Below are 15,663 nucleotides of genomic sequence, written 5' to 3' on the forward strand. Positions count from 1 at the left end.
ACAACGACAACCAGTTCAAGGAGCCACAACCCTAACCCCATAAAAAACGACATTCACCCCCGCCCAACCGGCCAAGATGAATGTCGTTTAACCGGCCATGCTGCTTGACGCCATCCAGAAGAGCTGGCAGCAAGGGATCAATTGCTCGGGGCGTTTGAGCCCAACTCGTACCCCGCCCCACGCTCGCTGCGCACGGCCAGCACTGTGACTTCGTCGCCCTTGCCAGCGCTATGCCGTCTTCGCGGCTCAGATCTGGTGCTCATGACCGGTGTCCGCTCGAAGATCCGCCAGGCCTTGATCCACGGGCGCAAAATGCGTCCATGACGCCGCCGACCCCCGACATTCATGCCACGCTTCGCAAGGTCAAGCGCTACCAGATGAGCCAATGGGTCGGGCACTTGACGCCTGCGGAAGCCAAATCGCTGGTCCAGGCCGGGGCCACCGCCAACCCTCACGACCTCGCCTGGATGCAGTCTGGTCTCCAAGCCGGCAACGACGCTGCGCGCTGGTTCTATTTCTCCGCCAAGCCGGCGTTGCACGCGATGCTGCGCGCGCTGCCGTCTTAGCGCGCGCGCAGCGCGCAAGACCTCCTTCAACTTGGCAACCGCTCGTTCACCGCGTTGACGCACGGGAAAACACCATGAAGAGACAGCTGAAGACGGCTGATGAGATTCAAGCGGAGGTCTGGCGCCTCATCCATCTCGACGCAGAAGTCATCGATGATGGTGAGCATGTCCACGTCCCGCACCCCAGGTCGCAGCCACCGGGTGCCGAGGTGGACGGATGCAACTGGACGATGCGCAGTTTCGGGAACGCCTCTGCCTATCGGGCGGCCGTATCGCGGGCATTGGCCTCCGTGCAGGCGAAATGGAACCTCAACGCCTGATGACCGATCGTCAAGAGACTCGGACAGGTACACCGTCGATCGGCATCGGCTGGTAGCGCGTCGACCGAAGCGTTCAATCGAGCCGCGTCCGTGTCGTCAGTCCGCTCGCCTTGTCCCATTGCTCAGGCGTCAACTTCTGGACGGTAACGCCGAAAGTCCAGATGTGGCCCTCCGGATCTTTCGCACGATAGGTCCGATCGCCATAGAACTGAGTTTCCGGCTCCTGCAAGATAGTCGCGCCGGCCCCACGTGCATGCGCGCAGTGCGCGTCGACGTCCTCTCCTTGGGCGAGCTGCACATGGATGGACTGGGTGTTCTTTCCACCGATGGCGCGCGGACTCCTATGATCATCGCTCCACTCGCGACCGATCATGACGACGGAATTGCCGTACGTCATTTCGGAATGGGCGAGATTGCCATCGCCGTCGAGAATCACGAACAGCGGTTCAAATCCGAACGCGGTTTCGAGCCAGCGGTAAGCGGCCTTCGGATCCTGATAGGACACTGCGCTTGAAAGCCCCTTGGTGCGGTAAGCGTCACTCATGCAGGTTCTCCTTCTTTCAGCGTCCAAGTTGTCCATCGACTATGAGAGCAGCAGCGCGGACAAGTCAACGCCGTTGGGGGAATAGCTCAGGGCAGGCCAGGAAGCGGCCTTCCGGTTCCTCGCGATCGATAGCCGCTGTTGGCCGCTCAGTCAGTGCGACGAATTTCAGCTTCCCTTGATGCTGAAGGCCCGCAACGGGCCTGTCCGGCTGTTCGCCCTGGGCAACTTCCTGGCGGACATCTCGCAAAAGCCGTTCGACGAAGCAGACCCGATCCTCTCGGCCTACCTGCCCGGCGGCGAGCGCATCGAGATGACGATGCCGCCAACCGCGCCGCGCGGGATGATCTATCTCAATCTGCGCAAGCACACGAGCCAGTCGTTCGAGCTCGACCAGTTCGTGGAGCAAGCGTACTTCGAGCGAACACGGCACGTGTACTCGACAGCCTTGACCGACGACGAGCGTCGCAGGCTTCTCGGCCAGCTCGAGCCCGCGCAGGTCGAGCTGTGGGAATTGGCGCAGGGCGGGGAATGGCCGGCGTTTCTCGCACGGGCTGTGGGAGAACATCAGAACATGATCGTTTCCGGTGCGACGGGCAGCGGCAAGACCTCGTTCATTCGCGCGTTGATCGAATTGATCCCGCACTGGGAGCGGCTGATTACGGTGGAGGACACGCCGGAGATGCCGCTGGCGAGTCATCCGAACTCGCAGGCGCTTTTTTATCGGCGCGATAGTCACTCTGGCCACGCCGGCGAACGCGTCGTGGGCGCGACGGCGAAGCAGGTGCTGCAGGCGGTGATGCGAAAGACGCCAAACCGTGTGCTGCTGGCCGAACTGCGCGGCGACGAGACCTTTTATTACGTCCAGAACGTTCTCAACTCGGGTCACCCTGGCGGTATCACCACCGTCCACGCGAATTCTTCGCAGGAAGCTTTCATCCGGATCGCTCTGTTGATCAAGGCATCGGACGAGGGTCGCAGCCTGGCGCTCGACGAGATCATGCGGCTCCTTCACACGCTGGTTCATGTGGTTGTTCAGCTGGTTTTCGAGAGAGAGTGCGGCCGGAATGTGCCGGCGATCTACTACGACCCGATGTATGCGCTGTCGGTCGTGCGGTGAGGGGATGGAATCAGCGCATCCATGAGGGTTTCTCCCTCGTACTCAAGGAGAACGTCATGAATCGAGTTCAACTGATCGGCCGCCTTGGCCGGGATCCCGAAGGTGGGCAGAGCGGCAAGGGCAGCTATGCGACCTTCAGCCTCGCAACCAATGAGTACTGGACCGATCGCGGTTCCGGTGAATTGGTGGAGCACACGGAGTGGCACCAGCTGATCTGCTACGACCGCCTGGCGGAAATCGCCCGGGAGTTCCTTACGAAGGGCAGCGAGGTCTATGTCGAGGGGCGCCAGCGCACGACGCATTGGACCGACAAGGATGGGATTGAGCAGCGCGGCCTCGAGATACGGATCGACGAGATGAAGATGCTTCGCAGGGCCCCGAAGACGGACCCTCTGGTTGCAGCGGCCAAAGGCATGGCCTCGATCGAGACTCTGCTGAATGACCTTGCCGTAGGCCTGCGAAACGACGTGACGCTGGCGGATCTCGCTGGAATGCTGAATGTCGTGCGTACCAAACTGGTCGGAGACGACCCCGAAAAGGAACGATCTCGTGAACCCGCCGCCCAAAGCGTCAGCGCCTGAGTTGACGCCCGGGTCAAAGCACCGGGCGGACACGAGGACCGGTCAGGGTCCAAATAGTCCGCGGGGTGTCATGGACGAGCGCGGTGCGAGAGCCGTCAAGCGCTCGAAGGGTGCAGAGGCGAACGTGGGCCCCGACAAGCCGGAGGCTCGCGTTCCCTTCCGTCGCGATGCCCATAACGATCCGCTCGGTGCGGCCCGACGTCACGGTGCGTGTTTCGCTGATCGACGGGACGGATCGCCTCGTCTATGTCGACGCAAGTGATGGAAGAGGGTGGCAACAGCCATTGGCGGTGCAGGAAGTAGCGAGCGAACTCCGTCGTCGTCCTCCCGCCATCGATGGCGTCTCGCTTTCCGAGCCGCGCACGGTGCGAAAGGTGGAATCGATGCGGCCGTTCGCCCCATCGGATCAGGCGGCTGCGATGCCGGCGTCGAGAACGTCAACGCCTTACAGTCTTGGCAAGGCGAGCGCCTCGGCGACTGCTTCGCCGTCGCAGCGGAATCCGCAAGGGAGTCGGTCTGCCCCAACCAGGGCGCCTCAGCAGCCAGTGCAAGCGACGGTTCACGCACCGACGAGGTCAAGATGAGCCGCGCGGTCCCGCTGTCGTTGTCGATCACGGTCACGCCGTCGCATCGTCCAGTCTTCGTTTGAGTTGATGAAGCTCACGCGCCAATCCAACCTGGACAACGTTCCACGGTCTGGAACCAGTTTGGGTCGCCCGTCGTTGATGCGCAGACGTGACCCGCCGACGATCTACAAGGTGATTTGGCAGTTCGAGCCCGGGGATATCACCAGCGTCTACGACGTCTGGGCCGGCTCGATCAATGCAGAGACCGACGACTTCTGCGGTCACTGCATCGCCATCTTCTCGACCCCCGCCCAGACCTACCGGCTGGCCGAACGATTGAACACCCACCAAGCGATCGACTGTCCGGCCGAGCACCTGGACGCCCTGGATTTGGCGGCGACGCTGTTGTCGATACTGGGTTTGGCCGCCATGCTTTACATCTATCGCCGCGCCTGGAAGCGCTCGCGGCGAACTGAAAGCGAATAGGACCGGACCGTGTGCGAATCTCGGGGCCCGTTGCACGCTGGCTACGGGCTTGGCGCTAGGGTGCGATACAGGCTAGCTGAGGAAATCTTGCAGCGCCTTGCCGCTGTCGATACCAGCCTTCAGCCACCGCGGCATGGGACCGCGGCCCGTCCACGAATTGCCGGCGCCGTCGCTGTAGTGAACCTTGGAAGGTGCGCGCTTGGTCTTCTTCGCGGGCGACTTGGCGGTGCTTGCGTCCACCTTGTCAATTGCAGCGGCGAGCTTTGTCCCGCTGCCCGACGACGCCCTGAACTCATCGATCGAGCGTCCCGCAGCGAGGGCGTCACGCAGCCAACGCGGGCGCGGTCCGCGGCCTGACCATGCATTGCCGGCACCATCACTGAACTTGGTTGAGGACTTCCCAGTCTTCTTCCCAACGCTCTTGCTCGGCGCAGTGCCTAGACCCAGGTGCGCGGCGGTCAATCCGTAGTGCGCGATCGCGACCTTGATCCGGTCAACGACGCCGTTGATCTCGCTGTCACGCAACGCATCGGCCTGGCGTTGGAGTTGCTCGATCTGCTTCTGGATCTGCTTGTAGGTTTGTGCCATTGCTTGCTTAGTAGTTAAGAACGAGAGTACTGACGACTCCCTGGGGCGATTCTGCCACTCCCTTTGTGGATGTTAAATATGGGCAAGTTCCCGCGTGTGTAAAGGAAAGCGCTGTCGCTGTTTCCGGTGACGCAAATCGAGGCTGACTGTATTCAAGGTTGCATGCCCTCAGACGACATCCATCGGCGTGCTCACGACGTGCTTGTAACGCTCCATCACGGCCACCTCGACGCCCAGCCAGCGTGCCACTTCCTCAGGCGCCGTTCCCCGTCGCAATTGCCGCATCGCGAAGGTGTGGCGCAGCTTGAAGGTCCCGCCCTCGTTGCCATCGAGACCTGCCTCCGCGAGCAGTTGTCTGGTTGCCGAGTAGTGGGACTGCTTGCTCCAGGGCTTGCCGGTCGCGGTCGAGGGAAAAAGCATCGCGCCCGGGATCCCTCTCTCCGAGCGCACCTGGAGCCAGTGCTGCACGAGCTCGCCGGCCCAGGGCGCGATCGGCGTCTCGCGCGCCGGGGAGTCCCCGCTTGCGGGGATCGAAATCTTCCAGGGCCGGTCCCGCACGCGCCCGCCACGCGCAATCGGCGAATCCAGCGTGAGCACGCGCACCTCTGCAGGCGTCAGGCCACCGCCCAGATGCAGCGCGACGGCGACGCGATTGCGAAGCTCCTGCCACGTGAACGCCGCATGGGCATCGCGACGGGCGCCACTGGCGCCGGGACGAGGGCGCGCATTGGACAGGAACGCGATGAGGTGCTTGGCCTCCGCAACCGAGAGAAATTCAGGCAACGGGTCGCTGCTGGCAGCCTCCGCATAGCGCACATGCGGATTCTCGGCAAGCCAGTCCGAAGCCGCCGTATTCGGCGGCTCGTCGGACTGCGCTGCATGGTGTCGCAACACCCGATCGATCAGGCGAAGCAGTCGAAGGGCGTGCCGCGGGCTGACTGAGAGGTCCGCGCTCTTCATGCCGAAACGCGCGGACTGGAAGGCCTGGAGGTCCCGCGTGTCGAGCGACGCCAGCGTGACCGCCGGCGACTGGGCCAGGCACCAGCCCATGAAGCCGCGCCACATCTCGCGATAGACGTCGATCGATCCAGGCTGCCGCAGCGCTCCGCTCGCGCGCTGGTCGGCAAGCCACTGCTCGAAGGCGTCGCGCAGATGCTGGTGGGCTGGGACTTCGTCAAAGAGCGAGATGGTGGAAGGCATTAATAAATATACTAACGGACCAGCTGATCCTTGGGAGCGGTTTTGTTGTACTTGTTTTAGGGCAGGAGCGGCTGATTTTTCGCGTGGGCTGGGTTTTGGTTAGCCGTTAGTACATTGATAGCTCGCGGAGGATCATCAGGGGACGATTGCTGCGGCGTCGGAGATCAGCTCTCGAGGTCGAAAGGCCCCATAAACGACGCATTTAGGAAGGGTATCCCTTGGGCGGTCTGGCGTTGGCCCAGTCGCGAAGATGATGGGTCGGGTTCCCAATGGACTGGCTGCATGCCCTCCATGTCGCTTGTTGTCGTTCGCAGGGGCGTCCCGCTCTCAAGGCGGGCAGACCGCCGCGGACTGGCCCCGCCGACGTGGCAGCCAGACATCACGTACCAGCACGTCGTTTTCTCGCTCCTCGACTGTGAATTGATGCTGCGATGGCGCAAGCAGTTGCTCGCAGGCGAACATTACGGATTGCGCCGCTGGCCACGCGAGGCGGGAGATATCCCAGGCAAATGAACGACCCTCGCCAGATCCCAGCACGGTGTCGCCGTTGACGGAGAAACCCAGCGAATCCATCCATCGCACCGCCGGCCATTTCAGCAACTCGCGGCCCGACTGCACATCCCACAGACGAACAGTCTCATCGCGTGAGGCCGTGACTGCCAGGCGATCATCCCGAGAAAGCGCGATCAACTCCAATGGAAAGACGTGACCGCGGAGAATGGAAACGGCACGTCCGTCGCGACGCAAGATTCTTGCGGTGTTGTCCAACGACGCCGTCGCGACCATGTCGCCATCGCTCGAAACGGCCACATGGTTGACCTTGCTGAGATGGCCCTCGAGCGTGCGCACAACGCGCTTGGTCGCAACGTCGATGATCTGGACCTTTCCGGCATCGTCGACAAAGACCTGCCCCCGGTCCACCTTGCTCTGGACCGTTCTGCGCTCAAGCGGTCCTGGCTCGCTGGCAGCCGCCCCAGCCAATTCGTCATGCGCGTTCCACACCCTGAGGGCCTCCACGGCGCCTTGCGTGTAGAGCTGCTTTCCATCAGCCGAGAAGGCAACGGAGTAGACAGGTCCTCCTTCGTGTGCCCGAAGCCGGGACAGTATCGATCCTGTCTTAGCATCTGCCAGCAAGGCCGTGCCATCCGCCGAGGCTGCAGCCACACGCGTTCCGTCGGGGCTGATCGCAACCCCGTACACAGGGCCATCGAATCTTGGCAAGGTTGCCATGGGTACGCCCGTTTGCGCGTTCCAGATCCTTGCAGTGCCATCAGATGATCCGGAGACGAGGGTCTCACCAGTCCGATCTGTCGCCAGCGTGTCGACCCAATTGGCATGCCCATCGAGCGTGCGGAGCAGTGTTCCGCTGTCAGCAGCCCATATTCGGATGGTGTTATCCATCGACGCGGTAGCCAATCGCATTCCACTACCGAGAAAGACGGCTGCCCTCAGGCGATCGCGATGGCCGGCCAGGCGGAAGGTCAGTGCGCCGTCCTGCACGCGCCATACCTGCGCTTCGCCGGTATGGGATGCCGTCGCGACGAACTGACTGTCGGCCGAAAACGCAATCTTGTAGAGAGCCATGCGATCGGGCCGCAGCGTGAAGGCAAGGTCACCAGTTCGCGCATTGCGAATCTCGGCTGTCCCCATCTCGCCGGCGACCAACGTGATTGACCAGATCTGCCCCACGCCCACACGACCGTGCCAGATCTCACGCCCCATGGCGCGGTCCATGACGCGCACCATGCCATCGCCCTCGGCGAGCCCCAGGAGCGAACCCTCAGCGCTCACAGCCATGTCCCGCACTTCGCCGATCGAATCGACCACGATCCTGGTGCGCTGGCCAGTCTCCAGGTCCCACTCGGCAAGTTGCTTGTCACGGCCACGCAAGATCAGGCCGTGCCCATCCTCCAGGAATTGTGCGGGGGCCCCGGAACTGGTGAACGTGCGCAGCAACCGCCCTTGATCCTCCAGGACCGCTCCAAGGCCCACACGCAGTGCTTGCGCTTCCCTCGGGAACAGCTGCAGGCCCGCCAGCGCGTAGCGAGCGCGGGCGCCAGGGGTCGCCGTAGGGTCCGAGGCCCGCTGCACGAAAAGACGACCGAGCGCCTGCTCGGCACGCTCTGCATTGGCCTCGGCCGTGCGACGCTGGGCATTGGCTTCCAACGTCTGAAACACGGCGACGGCGGCGACGCCAGCAAAGAAGAGCGCCATCGCGGTGATCCCCAGCAAGATGCGACGCTGTCGACGCCGCTCGCGACGAAGGAGGTCATCCTGTCCGATGCCGAGGAGACCTGCAATGGCCGGCGTCAACTACCTTGTCCGCCCGGCGACAACTATCCTGGCCGGTGGAGGCGGGGGAATTTATTGATGGTCTGAGTGTCTTTGGCTGTCTCTTCTCGAGTTCCTTTTTTAATGGCTGTTTGGCAAGCGAAGCGCGTCAGGCCGGAGGCTCATTCGGGGAGCTGTGGTCAAGTCACGGACCCCGCAGGGGCTGTCCACAGGCTTGGCCTGTGGGCAGGTGGCTTGTCCACGGCGGGCGAGGTTTGTTCAAACGCTTTCGATAGTTGTCGCCGCCAGGGCGCGTTTTGCCGGCGCCTGTGCTGCCTGAGCGGCCCGACGTCGGTAACTTTCGACGTTCATCTCGAGGATCGTCGAGTGGTGGACCAGGCGGTCGACCGCGGCCACCGTCATGGCGGCGTCGACGAACACTTCGCCCCATTGCGAGAACGGCGTGTTCGCCGTGATGGCGATGCTCTTTCGCTCGTAGCGCTCGGCGATCAGCTCGAACAGCACGCTGGTCTCGGCCTGGTCGCGGCGCACATAGCTGATGTCGTCCAACACCAGCAGATCGAAGCGATCAAGCTTGGCCAACTCTTGGGCTAGGCGCAGGTCGCGTCGCGCCGTTTGCAGGCGTTGCACGAGCTCGGAACAGCGCACGAACAGGACCCTTCGTCCGGCATCGATCAGAGCGTGCCCGAGGCCACTGATCAAGTGGCTCTTGCCCACGCCAGGCGGGCCGAACAAAAGCACGCTGGCGCCGCGATCGAGCCACTCAGTCCCTGCGGCCAGCGCCATCACCTGGGCCTTGGACACGCTAGGCACAGCGGCGAAGTCGAAGTTCGACAGCTGCTTGTCCGGGGTCAGCCCCGACTCGTTGCGGTGTCGCTCGATGCGGCGCACTTCGCGCTCGTTGCGTATTTCGGCGATGGTGAGTGCCGCACCGCCGCCCAGCAGTCGGCGTTCAAGCGATGCTTCGTCGAGCTCGGCCGTCGATGCCCAATCGAGCCCGGCGCCACCTGCCAGGCTGAGGTACTTGGCAACGGCCCCCTTGGAGATCGAGAGACTCTGGGCAATGCGCTCGTGCGAAAGGTTGCCCTGGTACTTGAGTCTGAGTATGTCCTTGATCATGCGTATGTCCATGCGTTGCTGTGGCATCAGGCCCGGCCCTCAAAGGGCGCAAGGCTATGCCCAGCGGTTGGTTCATACGCAACGTCAGCACCGACCGTGAGACCGTGAAACCGGTCAGATCTGGCTCGAAACCTCTTCGGTCACGACACCGGAATCGCCGGTCACGTTCCCGAAATCATCGGTCACGATGCCGAAAACACCGGTCACGCTCTCCCGAAATACGCACTCGTTGATCTCGTGCTCGAACAGCGCCTCCAGCAGTCGATTGCCAGGCCAGCCCTCACGATCGGACTGGGCACACAGATCGAGGGCAAGCCGCTTGACCGTGGGCAGCCTCAGATCGGTCAGGATGAGGCCCAGACGGCCTTCCAGGGCCGCGCTCATGCTCGCACTCCCAGCAAGGCATCGAAGCCCGCCAGATCGGGCAATTCCACCTTCACGTCCGGCAGCACGCCGGGGCGCGGCGCAAGCAGCGTGGTCAGCGCCAGCAGGTCGGGCAATTGATCGAGCTCGATGAGCTGCTCCAGTTCGGTGGCCAGTTGGGCCTCATGGCCGTCGGCGGCCAACGCGAGCAATCCGACAATGGTCTTGCAGGCGTCGCGTTCACTCAGCTGCGCGTTCAGCCGCTCCCAGGTCTGGCGATAGACCGCACGCGGGAACATCGCATCGCGCAGCACCGAACGCGCGAAGGCGCCGGGCTTGCGCCTGAGCGCTGCGATCAGGTGCCGGTAGTCGATGTCGCGCGGATGGCGCTGCCCGTCGCAGTGGTTCAAGCGCGCACGCTCGAGCACGCACGTGCCACCGAGCCAGCACTCGATGTGGTCGGTGTACAGGCGCACCGTCATGCGCTGGCCGACGAGTTGGCTCGGCGCGCTGTACTGCGCGCCGCGTACGGTGAAGATCGCGTATTTGCTCACCCGTGCAGGCACCTCCTCGTACTCGGCGGTGCGCCGCTGCGGCAGTGCGCGCAACGTGGCGCGCTCGACCACCAGGCGGACTGCCACGCGGGCGTTGAGCCGCGCGACGATCGTCGCTACCAACGCCTCGTACGCCGCACGCTCGTCGAAGCAGCGCGAGCCGCGCAGGCGCAGTGCCTGGTCGAGCGCCGTCTTGAGCGAATCGTGACGCGATTCGATCGAGCCATTCTCCTGCGACTGACCCGGATTGCAGCGACTCGCGCGCATCTCGTAATGCTTGCACAGCGTGGCGTAGCGGCGCGTGAGTTCGAGCTCCTCGGCCAGGTTGTTGAAGGCGGCCGACAGGCTGTCAGTTCTGTGTTCCTCGGGTACGCCGCCCAGGCGCCACAGCGCCGATTGCAGCCCGGTGGACAGCGCGATGAAGCTCTCGCCACCCTCGAATACGACGGCGTGGCGCCAGCCCGAGTGGGCGAGCGCGAACTGGTAGATCCGATGCGGGAAGGCGACGCCAGCGATGACCACCTCGAGTTCGTCCCAGACGGTGAAGTCCGACAGCCCGAGACGCCCGGGGGGATGTTCCTGCGCGAAGAAGACTTCGCGCTCGGGCCCATGCACGGCGCGCCACTGGCGTACGCGGCGCTGCAGTGTGCGAAGCATCGATGTGCCGTAGTCACCGGGATAGCGGCGCTGCAGCTCCTCCAGCAGCGTCACCGCGTTGAGTGCGCCGTCGGTCTCCAGCAACGGGACGACCTCGCTGTCCCACACCGGAGCCAGCGGATCTGCGCGGGTGCGCCATGCCCGCTCCTCGCGCTGAGAGGGCAACGCCTCCCGCTGTTCGATGCGCCGCGCGCTACGTTCACTGATGCCGGCCTTGGCGGCTGAGGCGACCTGACTGAGCCTCAGGTGGTGTTGCTTGTACTTCTGCACTTGGTGGTCCGTGATCTTTTTGCCGGGCAAAACGCGAACCTTCGATGAATGACGATCGGCTCACGTTAAACCCGCCTCCCGGACCGGCCCGGCACCGGTACAAACCGGCCAAGATAGTTGTCGTCGACCGGCCAAGCTAATTGTCGCCAACCACTGCAAGGATCTTGGTCAGTCCCGCGTCGCGCCCATCCTTGTCCTTGCGCAGATCGGCGCCGAGGCGATCTGGCCCAGCCAGCAGGGGCGCCGGAAAACACGCCGGCGGATCGGCGTCAAGAATGACAGGAATGATCGGCCGCTCTTGCTTGAGCCCGAGGAAGTATTCGATTTCCGCCGCCACGTAGATGCTCGCGGCCGCATCGCGTGAACACAGCACGATCAGAGAGTCGGAGCGATCGAGGGCCGCCTCGATCTCCCTTTTCAGTTCGCCGCCGGCCGCAAACTCCTCACGATCGCGGAACACCTTCCCCAACCGTCGCCCAAGGAGTCCTCGAACACCCACTGTGGTAGCAACGTTCCGCGGGATCCGGTAAGCCTCCAGCTTGCGATGCAACCACTGCGCAAGCTTTTCATCCTTGTGGGAGTAACTGATGAACGCGGAAAAACGAGCAGCCAAGTGGTTCCCCGGGGACAGCGCGACGCAAATCCACCAGGATGCGTCCAGGAAGGTCGCGCGCAGACACTTGTTGAAGCGCGGAGGACCTCCAGAGTAGCCGGTTGATGTCCAATGCGCCTCATCATTCTGGTGTGGGCGAGAGTCTTTCCACCTCCCTTGACTGCATGTTTCGTCTGACCTGCGGCGCATGGGACGGCCATTGAAGCCGGCGCAGGAACCGATCGTGCGCCCTGGAAGGCGCAGTGACCGAGGAAATATGGAGATCTGGCCGTTGTCCCGCGATCTGCCGATCGTTGAGTTGCTGCTCTCCGGGTCAGCGGCGTAGAGGTGCAGACGTGCCCGGGACGCCCTGCGAGCACTTCGATCTAAGCGACCACATGGTGCCGCATGGGGAGCAGGGCGTTGCGCCTCGCGTACGCTTTCTTTCTTCCGGGCTGCGAATGGCAGCCTCGTGCTCCAGTCGCTGTCGCATGTTCGCGGTAGCCTGGGGCGCAGATCCAGCGACTGTCAGGAGGCATGCGCGCTCAGGAACTCGATGACGCGGTGCTGGGCCGCTTCGACGTCGGCGACTCGTGAACAGCCAGGTGGGTGCGTCGCGTCGTGAGCCGTGGTCAGCACCCGTTGGAAGGCGCTGATTGACACGCGCGCAGTGCGATATACAATTGCCATATACATCCGTCATGAGGAGATAGGCATGTCCATCGGAACTGTGTTCGTCAACAACCGCACCCAAGCCGTCCGCCTCCCTTTGGACGTGCGTCTGCCCGAGGGCATCCACAAGGTAGAAGTACGTGTCAGGGGCAACGAGCGCATCCTCGCGCCCCTCGGCCAAACCTGGGACAGCTTTTTTCTGGACGGCCCCCGTGTCAGCGAGGACTTCCTGCCCGAGCGCGCCAATCAGCACCAGCCGGAGCGGGAAGCGCTTTGATGCTGCGCTACCTTCTTGACACCAACATCGTCATCTACGTGTTGAAGCGGCGCCCCGTCGAGGTGCTGGCTACATTCAACGCGAACGCCAGCCGCATGGCAATCTCCTCCATCACCCTAGCCGAACTCATGCACGGCGCGGAGAAAAGCAGTCGCGTCGGCGAGAACCTTTCCGTCATCGAGGACTTTTGCAGTCGCCTGGTCGTTCTTCCCTACGGCACCAGGGCCGCCCAGCACTATGGGGCCATTCGTGCCGCTCTGGAAAAGCTCGGCCAGCCCATCGGGGTGAATGACCTGCACATTGCAGGCCACGCACGCAGCGAAGGCTTGGTGCTCGTGACGAACAACATGGCGGAATTCGAGCGGGTGCCTGCACTTGAAGTGGAGAACTGGGTCCACGCGGGCCAGTGAGGCCCAGCCTGATCGTGCCGAATGGCTGCGCCTGATTTCGCGGAACACAGTCGGCCGGATGCGCTGAGGGCAGGGCGCTCCAAGTGCGCAGCAGCGAGGTGCTGCGGGATACTTTAATGCGCTGACGGCAGGCTACGAGCACAGCCTTCAGGTGATGATGCCTCGAGGCGCGATCAGGCTTTGAAGGGAAGATAGAAGGCGGCGGTCATCCTCGGCCGGGCTCCGGAGTCGCGATGTTCGGCGGAAGTCCGGTCGGGCCCCCGCGCCACTGCATCGCGGCGGGGTCTCTTCATTGCCGGCTTGGCGGCTTCGTCAGCGAGTTATGCATCTGCTGCAACCATCCGCCGGTCCAAAAGTCGATGACCTGCTTCTCAAATTCGGCCTGCATCGCAGAGGCCTGGCGTTGCATCATGCTAGCCGCCATGCCATGAGCCGTGCTCATCATCTGATTGGCGGTGCTGAGCCACACGCTCATGAACGGGTTGCTCGTCGGCCAGGGATTGGTCATCGAGATTCCTCGGTTAGTGAAAATGGAAGTTCCACGCGCCACTCCCCCCAATCCGTAGGACAAACGCCGCATCCTTTGTCCTCGGACGCGGCGGCGCTGCTCATCTGGGCCCGGGGGCGATGTCGATCAGAGGAGCAACCGCAGTGCATCCGCGTCAGAGAGCGTCCGGCGGGTCGGCTGCTCAGCAGCACTTCTCGAAACCTCAGACGTGGAAGGTGGCGTGCGATGAGCAGAAAACAGGCCGCCAGTGGCGTCGACGTGATGCGCCAAAGAAATGCCCATGGCCGCTTTTGCCGAGGCGGTCGGATTCGATTTCGATCGGCGGGCACGCATCGCGCCGATTGTCTTAAAGTCTGGCGTCGTCCGAGGCCAAGGCGACCGCGGCGATGCTTCAAAGCGCTTTGAGGTTGTGCATCGTTACACGCTTTTTTCGAGCTGGGCGCGGGTCAAGGAGATGTTCGCCGACCAGCTTTACCGCCCACAGGAAGCCGGTCCGAAGTCAAAGAACTTCCAGTGCAGCAGCAAACACCTTTTGGAAACCCTAGCCGCGCGGACTGACGTCCCCGGGTCCTGCTTGTCGTTTGGAGTTCTGAAGGCGTCGCCGCTTGCCAGCGAAAGACGAGCGATCGGCTACAACCGCAGCCATTGACCCTCGGCACGTCAAGTTTCCGCACCGGCATGGATAGAGAGACGGACTTTCGGACGGATCGATAACCAATGCATAGTCGAGAAATAGCTCAGCCCCTTGTCCCACCGCGCGGGTCGCGAAGACGCGCAGCACGATCGATCCATCTGCGGAGAACTCCTCGCGGGCCTCGCAGTTCGGCGCGCATGCATGGTTCAGGTGGCGTGTCGCATTGCCGCCCTTCGCGCCGTCGATCATTGTTCCGTCAGACAAGCCGAAGAGGTACGTGAGGCCGCTGGTCCAGTTTTCCAGTTTGGCTTCCTCAACGTTGTAACGCTGCCCCTCGTAAGTCCCGATACAGGTGCCTGACATGATGTCGACGCGAGCGAAGACGCCCTGGCCATGCACGGCGCTGTCGCGCACGGCAATCAGATCATTGAAGGAGGAATCAGGATGAGCGCAGCGGATCGAGGGCATCTTCGTGCCAAGCAAGCCCCACGCCAATGTCTCCGAACGAAATTGCTGAATCGACCCGAGATGGGACCAGCAGGCAGAGCGCTGACACGGGTCGCCGTAAGACTACTCTGTGGTGGAAATTCAGGCCATTGCGCCTGACCGCTGCGCGGACGCATCATCGCCATCAAGGGCAGTTCGCGGCGAACATAGTCATTCCGCAAGTGGCGTGCAGTCGCATGCAGGTCTCTCGCGCTGAGAAGCACAAACGAACTGACCCGGCTAGTTGCCCCGCGGGCTCGGTTCCATGGAAGGTGCTGCGTTTGCCCGCAAGAGTCTGCACTGCCTACGCGAGAGGCGTACCGGAGCCTGGGCGAAATGTGGTGCCTGCGCCTGCTGCGCGCTGTCGGACGGGGATCGCGTGATGGGGGCGCCGATCTTCCGCAGGCCATCGGGCAGCGCATGACGGCGCTAAACCCGCGGTTTTTCTGTGGTGGTAGCTCATGGCAAACTCGAAGGCAAACCAGCTGTCGACTCCTTGAAGGTCAGCGCGGCATGAAGCGCAACGGGGCCGTCGCCTTTTGTCAATGTCATGCGACATAGCGAATATTGAAAGGAGCTGCCACCATTGTGTCGACAAGGCCTCGACGTTCCACTGGCGGAGCTCGCTCGCTCAGTTGTTGAAGAAGGGCGCAGACCAAATGTCGTGGCGCCATGTGGCCTGCGACGGGGCGAAGAAAAGCTGGATAGCCTTTTTGCTGACTTACTGACTTAACTAGAGTCAGCCTGAAGTTGACCCGATTTCGCGGACACCCGATCCTTATGGATGAAGGAGTCCGATATGCCTACACCGAAGCCTCCGTACCCGGCGGAGTTCCGCCGACAGATGGTCGAACTGGTCCA

Annotated in this window: 18 protein-coding genes; 8 read left to right on the forward strand and 10 right to left on the reverse strand. The window is 62.8% G+C overall.

The window, feature by feature from the left end; genetic code table 11:
- Positions 1–320: 320 nt before the first annotated feature.
- On the forward strand, positions 321–566 hold the full coding sequence (locus tag ACSFBL_RS35000) for a hypothetical protein (RefSeq protein WP_435520404.1): 246 nt from the start codon (positions 321–323) through the stop codon (positions 564–566).
- Between the two features lie 74 nt (positions 567–640).
- Positions 641–886 (forward strand): hypothetical protein, encoded by a 246-nt coding sequence (locus ACSFBL_RS35005; protein WP_435520405.1) that lies wholly within the window; start codon positions 641–643, stop codon positions 884–886.
- Between the two features lie 73 nt (positions 887–959).
- Here the strand turns inward: ACSFBL_RS35005 and ACSFBL_RS35010 are convergent, their stop codons facing one another.
- The gene (locus tag ACSFBL_RS35010; protein WP_435520406.1) at positions 960–1,430 is read right to left on the reverse strand and encodes a VOC family protein; all 471 of its coding nucleotides are present in this window, start codon (positions 1,428–1,430) and stop codon (positions 960–962) included.
- Positions 1,431–1,608: 178 nt separating this feature from the next.
- Here ACSFBL_RS35010 and ACSFBL_RS35015 point away from each other — a divergent pair, with 178 nt between their 5' ends.
- The 3 genes from ACSFBL_RS35015 to ACSFBL_RS35025 all read left to right on the forward strand — a co-directional run bounded on the left by ACSFBL_RS35015 (position 1,609) and on the right by ACSFBL_RS35025 (position 4,180).
- Positions 1,609–2,547, forward strand: coding sequence for an ATPase, T2SS/T4P/T4SS family (locus ACSFBL_RS35015; RefSeq protein ID WP_435520407.1), 939 nt, complete (start codon positions 1,609–1,611; stop codon positions 2,545–2,547).
- 56 nt (positions 2,548–2,603) lie between these two features.
- Complete coding sequence (locus ACSFBL_RS35020; protein ID WP_435520408.1) at positions 2,604–3,128, forward strand: single-stranded DNA-binding protein; 525 nt, start codon at positions 2,604–2,606, stop codon at positions 3,126–3,128.
- Positions 3,129–3,781: 653 nt separating this feature from the next.
- Positions 3,782–4,180, forward strand: a complete 399-nt coding sequence (locus ACSFBL_RS35025) for a hypothetical protein (RefSeq protein WP_435520409.1) — start codon at positions 3,782–3,784, stop codon at positions 4,178–4,180.
- 72 nt (positions 4,181–4,252) lie between these two features.
- Here ACSFBL_RS35025 and ACSFBL_RS35030 read toward each other — a convergent pair whose 3' ends face one another.
- The 7 genes from ACSFBL_RS35030 to ACSFBL_RS35060 all read right to left on the reverse strand — a co-directional run bounded on the left by ACSFBL_RS35030 (position 4,253) and on the right by ACSFBL_RS35060 (position 11,836).
- Complete coding sequence (locus ACSFBL_RS35030; protein ID WP_435520410.1) at positions 4,253–4,768, reverse strand: H-NS family nucleoid-associated regulatory protein; 516 nt, start codon at positions 4,766–4,768, stop codon at positions 4,253–4,255.
- Between the two features lie 168 nt (positions 4,769–4,936).
- On the reverse strand, positions 4,937–5,968 hold the full coding sequence (locus ACSFBL_RS35035; protein ID WP_435520411.1) for a tyrosine-type recombinase/integrase: 1,032 nt from the start codon (positions 5,966–5,968) through the stop codon (positions 4,937–4,939).
- 327 nt (positions 5,969–6,295) lie between these two features.
- On the reverse strand, positions 6,296–8,281 hold the full coding sequence (locus ACSFBL_RS35040; RefSeq protein WP_435520412.1) for a WD40 repeat domain-containing protein: 1,986 nt from the start codon (positions 8,279–8,281) through the stop codon (positions 6,296–6,298).
- A 237-nt stretch (positions 8,282–8,518) separates the two neighbouring features.
- Positions 8,519–9,379: an IS21-like element helper ATPase IstB gene (istB, locus tag ACSFBL_RS35045; protein ID WP_435520413.1), complete on the reverse strand. Its 861-nt coding sequence runs from the start codon at positions 9,377–9,379 to the stop codon at positions 8,519–8,521.
- A gap of 114 nt (positions 9,380–9,493) precedes the next feature.
- Positions 9,494–9,763, reverse strand: coding sequence for a hypothetical protein (locus tag ACSFBL_RS35050; protein ID WP_435520414.1), 270 nt, complete (start codon positions 9,761–9,763; stop codon positions 9,494–9,496).
- Positions 9,760–11,253, reverse strand: coding sequence for an IS21 family transposase (istA, locus tag ACSFBL_RS35055; protein WP_435520415.1), 1,494 nt, complete (start codon positions 11,251–11,253; stop codon positions 9,760–9,762). The genes ACSFBL_RS35050 and istA overlap by 4 nt, the downstream gene beginning before the upstream one ends.
- A 106-nt stretch (positions 11,254–11,359) precedes the next feature.
- On the reverse strand, positions 11,360–11,836 hold the full coding sequence (locus ACSFBL_RS35060; protein ID WP_435520416.1) for a toll/interleukin-1 receptor domain-containing protein: 477 nt from the start codon (positions 11,834–11,836) through the stop codon (positions 11,360–11,362).
- A 694-nt stretch (positions 11,837–12,530) separates the two neighbouring features.
- On the opposite strand from ACSFBL_RS35060, the gene vapB reads away from it, so the two are divergent.
- Positions 12,531–12,764 (forward strand): type II toxin-antitoxin system VapB family antitoxin, encoded by a 234-nt coding sequence (vapB, locus tag ACSFBL_RS35065; protein WP_435520417.1) that lies wholly within the window; start codon positions 12,531–12,533, stop codon positions 12,762–12,764.
- The gene (gene vapC, locus ACSFBL_RS35070) at positions 12,764–13,174 is read left to right on the forward strand and encodes a type II toxin-antitoxin system tRNA(fMet)-specific endonuclease VapC (RefSeq protein ID WP_435520418.1); all 411 of its coding nucleotides are present in this window, start codon (positions 12,764–12,766) and stop codon (positions 13,172–13,174) included. Before vapB ends, vapC begins: the two co-directional genes overlap by 1 nt.
- Positions 13,175–13,463: 289 nt before the next feature.
- Here the strand turns inward: vapC and ACSFBL_RS35075 are convergent, their stop codons facing one another.
- On the reverse strand, positions 13,464–13,682 hold the full coding sequence (locus ACSFBL_RS35075) for a hypothetical protein (RefSeq protein WP_435520419.1): 219 nt from the start codon (positions 13,680–13,682) through the stop codon (positions 13,464–13,466).
- Positions 13,683–13,962: 280 nt separating this feature from the next.
- On the opposite strand from ACSFBL_RS35075, the gene ACSFBL_RS35080 reads away from it, so the two are divergent.
- Entirely contained in the window at positions 13,963–14,331 is a 369-nt protein-coding gene (locus ACSFBL_RS35080; protein WP_435520421.1) for a hypothetical protein, read from the forward strand.
- Here the strand turns inward: ACSFBL_RS35080 and ACSFBL_RS35085 are convergent.
- Positions 14,224–14,784 (reverse strand): SET domain-containing protein, encoded by a 561-nt coding sequence (locus ACSFBL_RS35085; protein ID WP_435520420.1) that lies wholly within the window; start codon positions 14,782–14,784, stop codon positions 14,224–14,226. The genes ACSFBL_RS35080 and ACSFBL_RS35085 overlap by 108 nt on opposite strands.
- Between the last annotated feature and the right edge of the window lie 879 nt (positions 14,785–15,663).

Origin of the sequence: Variovorax glacialis (assembly GCF_051216375.1) — a bacterium.
Taxonomy (GTDB): Bacteria; Pseudomonadota; Gammaproteobacteria; order Burkholderiales; family Burkholderiaceae_C; genus Variovorax.

What these genes read in the sequence shown, in the direction of transcription:
- ACSFBL_RS35015 (WP_435520407.1), top strand. Translation starts at nt 1,609, where the DNA reads ATGCTGAAGGCCCGCAACGGGCCTGTCCGGCTGTTCGCCCTGGGCAAC.
- istB (WP_435520413.1), bottom strand. Translation starts at nt 9,379, where the DNA reads ATGATCAAGGACATACTCAGACTCAAGTACCAGGGCAACCTTTCGCAC.
- ACSFBL_RS35035 (WP_435520411.1), bottom strand. Translation starts at nt 5,968, where the DNA reads ATGCCTTCCACCATCTCGCTCTTTGACGAAGTCCCAGCCCACCAGCAT.
- ACSFBL_RS35000 (WP_435520404.1), top strand. Translation starts at nt 321, where the DNA reads ATGACGCCGCCGACCCCCGACATTCATGCCACGCTTCGCAAGGTCAAG.
- ACSFBL_RS35080 (WP_435520421.1), top strand. Translation starts at nt 13,963, where the DNA reads ATGGCCGCTTTTGCCGAGGCGGTCGGATTCGATTTCGATCGGCGGGCA.
- vapC (WP_435520418.1), top strand. Translation starts at nt 12,764, where the DNA reads ATGCTGCGCTACCTTCTTGACACCAACATCGTCATCTACGTGTTGAAG.
- ACSFBL_RS35005 (WP_435520405.1), top strand. Translation starts at nt 641, where the DNA reads ATGAAGAGACAGCTGAAGACGGCTGATGAGATTCAAGCGGAGGTCTGG.
- ACSFBL_RS35050 (WP_435520414.1), bottom strand. Translation starts at nt 9,763, where the DNA reads ATGAGCGCGGCCCTGGAAGGCCGTCTGGGCCTCATCCTGACCGATCTG.
- ACSFBL_RS35020 (WP_435520408.1), top strand. Translation starts at nt 2,604, where the DNA reads ATGAATCGAGTTCAACTGATCGGCCGCCTTGGCCGGGATCCCGAAGGT.
- ACSFBL_RS35010 (WP_435520406.1), bottom strand. Translation starts at nt 1,430, where the DNA reads ATGAGTGACGCTTACCGCACCAAGGGGCTTTCAAGCGCAGTGTCCTAT.
- ACSFBL_RS35075 (WP_435520419.1), bottom strand. Translation starts at nt 13,682, where the DNA reads ATGACCAATCCCTGGCCGACGAGCAACCCGTTCATGAGCGTGTGGCTC.
- vapB (WP_435520417.1), top strand. Translation starts at nt 12,531, where the DNA reads ATGTCCATCGGAACTGTGTTCGTCAACAACCGCACCCAAGCCGTCCGC.
- ACSFBL_RS35025 (WP_435520409.1), top strand. Translation starts at nt 3,782, where the DNA reads ATGAAGCTCACGCGCCAATCCAACCTGGACAACGTTCCACGGTCTGGA.
- ACSFBL_RS35030 (WP_435520410.1), bottom strand. Translation starts at nt 4,768, where the DNA reads ATGGCACAAACCTACAAGCAGATCCAGAAGCAGATCGAGCAACTCCAA.
- ACSFBL_RS35085 (WP_435520420.1), bottom strand. Translation starts at nt 14,784, where the DNA reads ATGCCCTCGATCCGCTGCGCTCATCCTGATTCCTCCTTCAATGATCTG.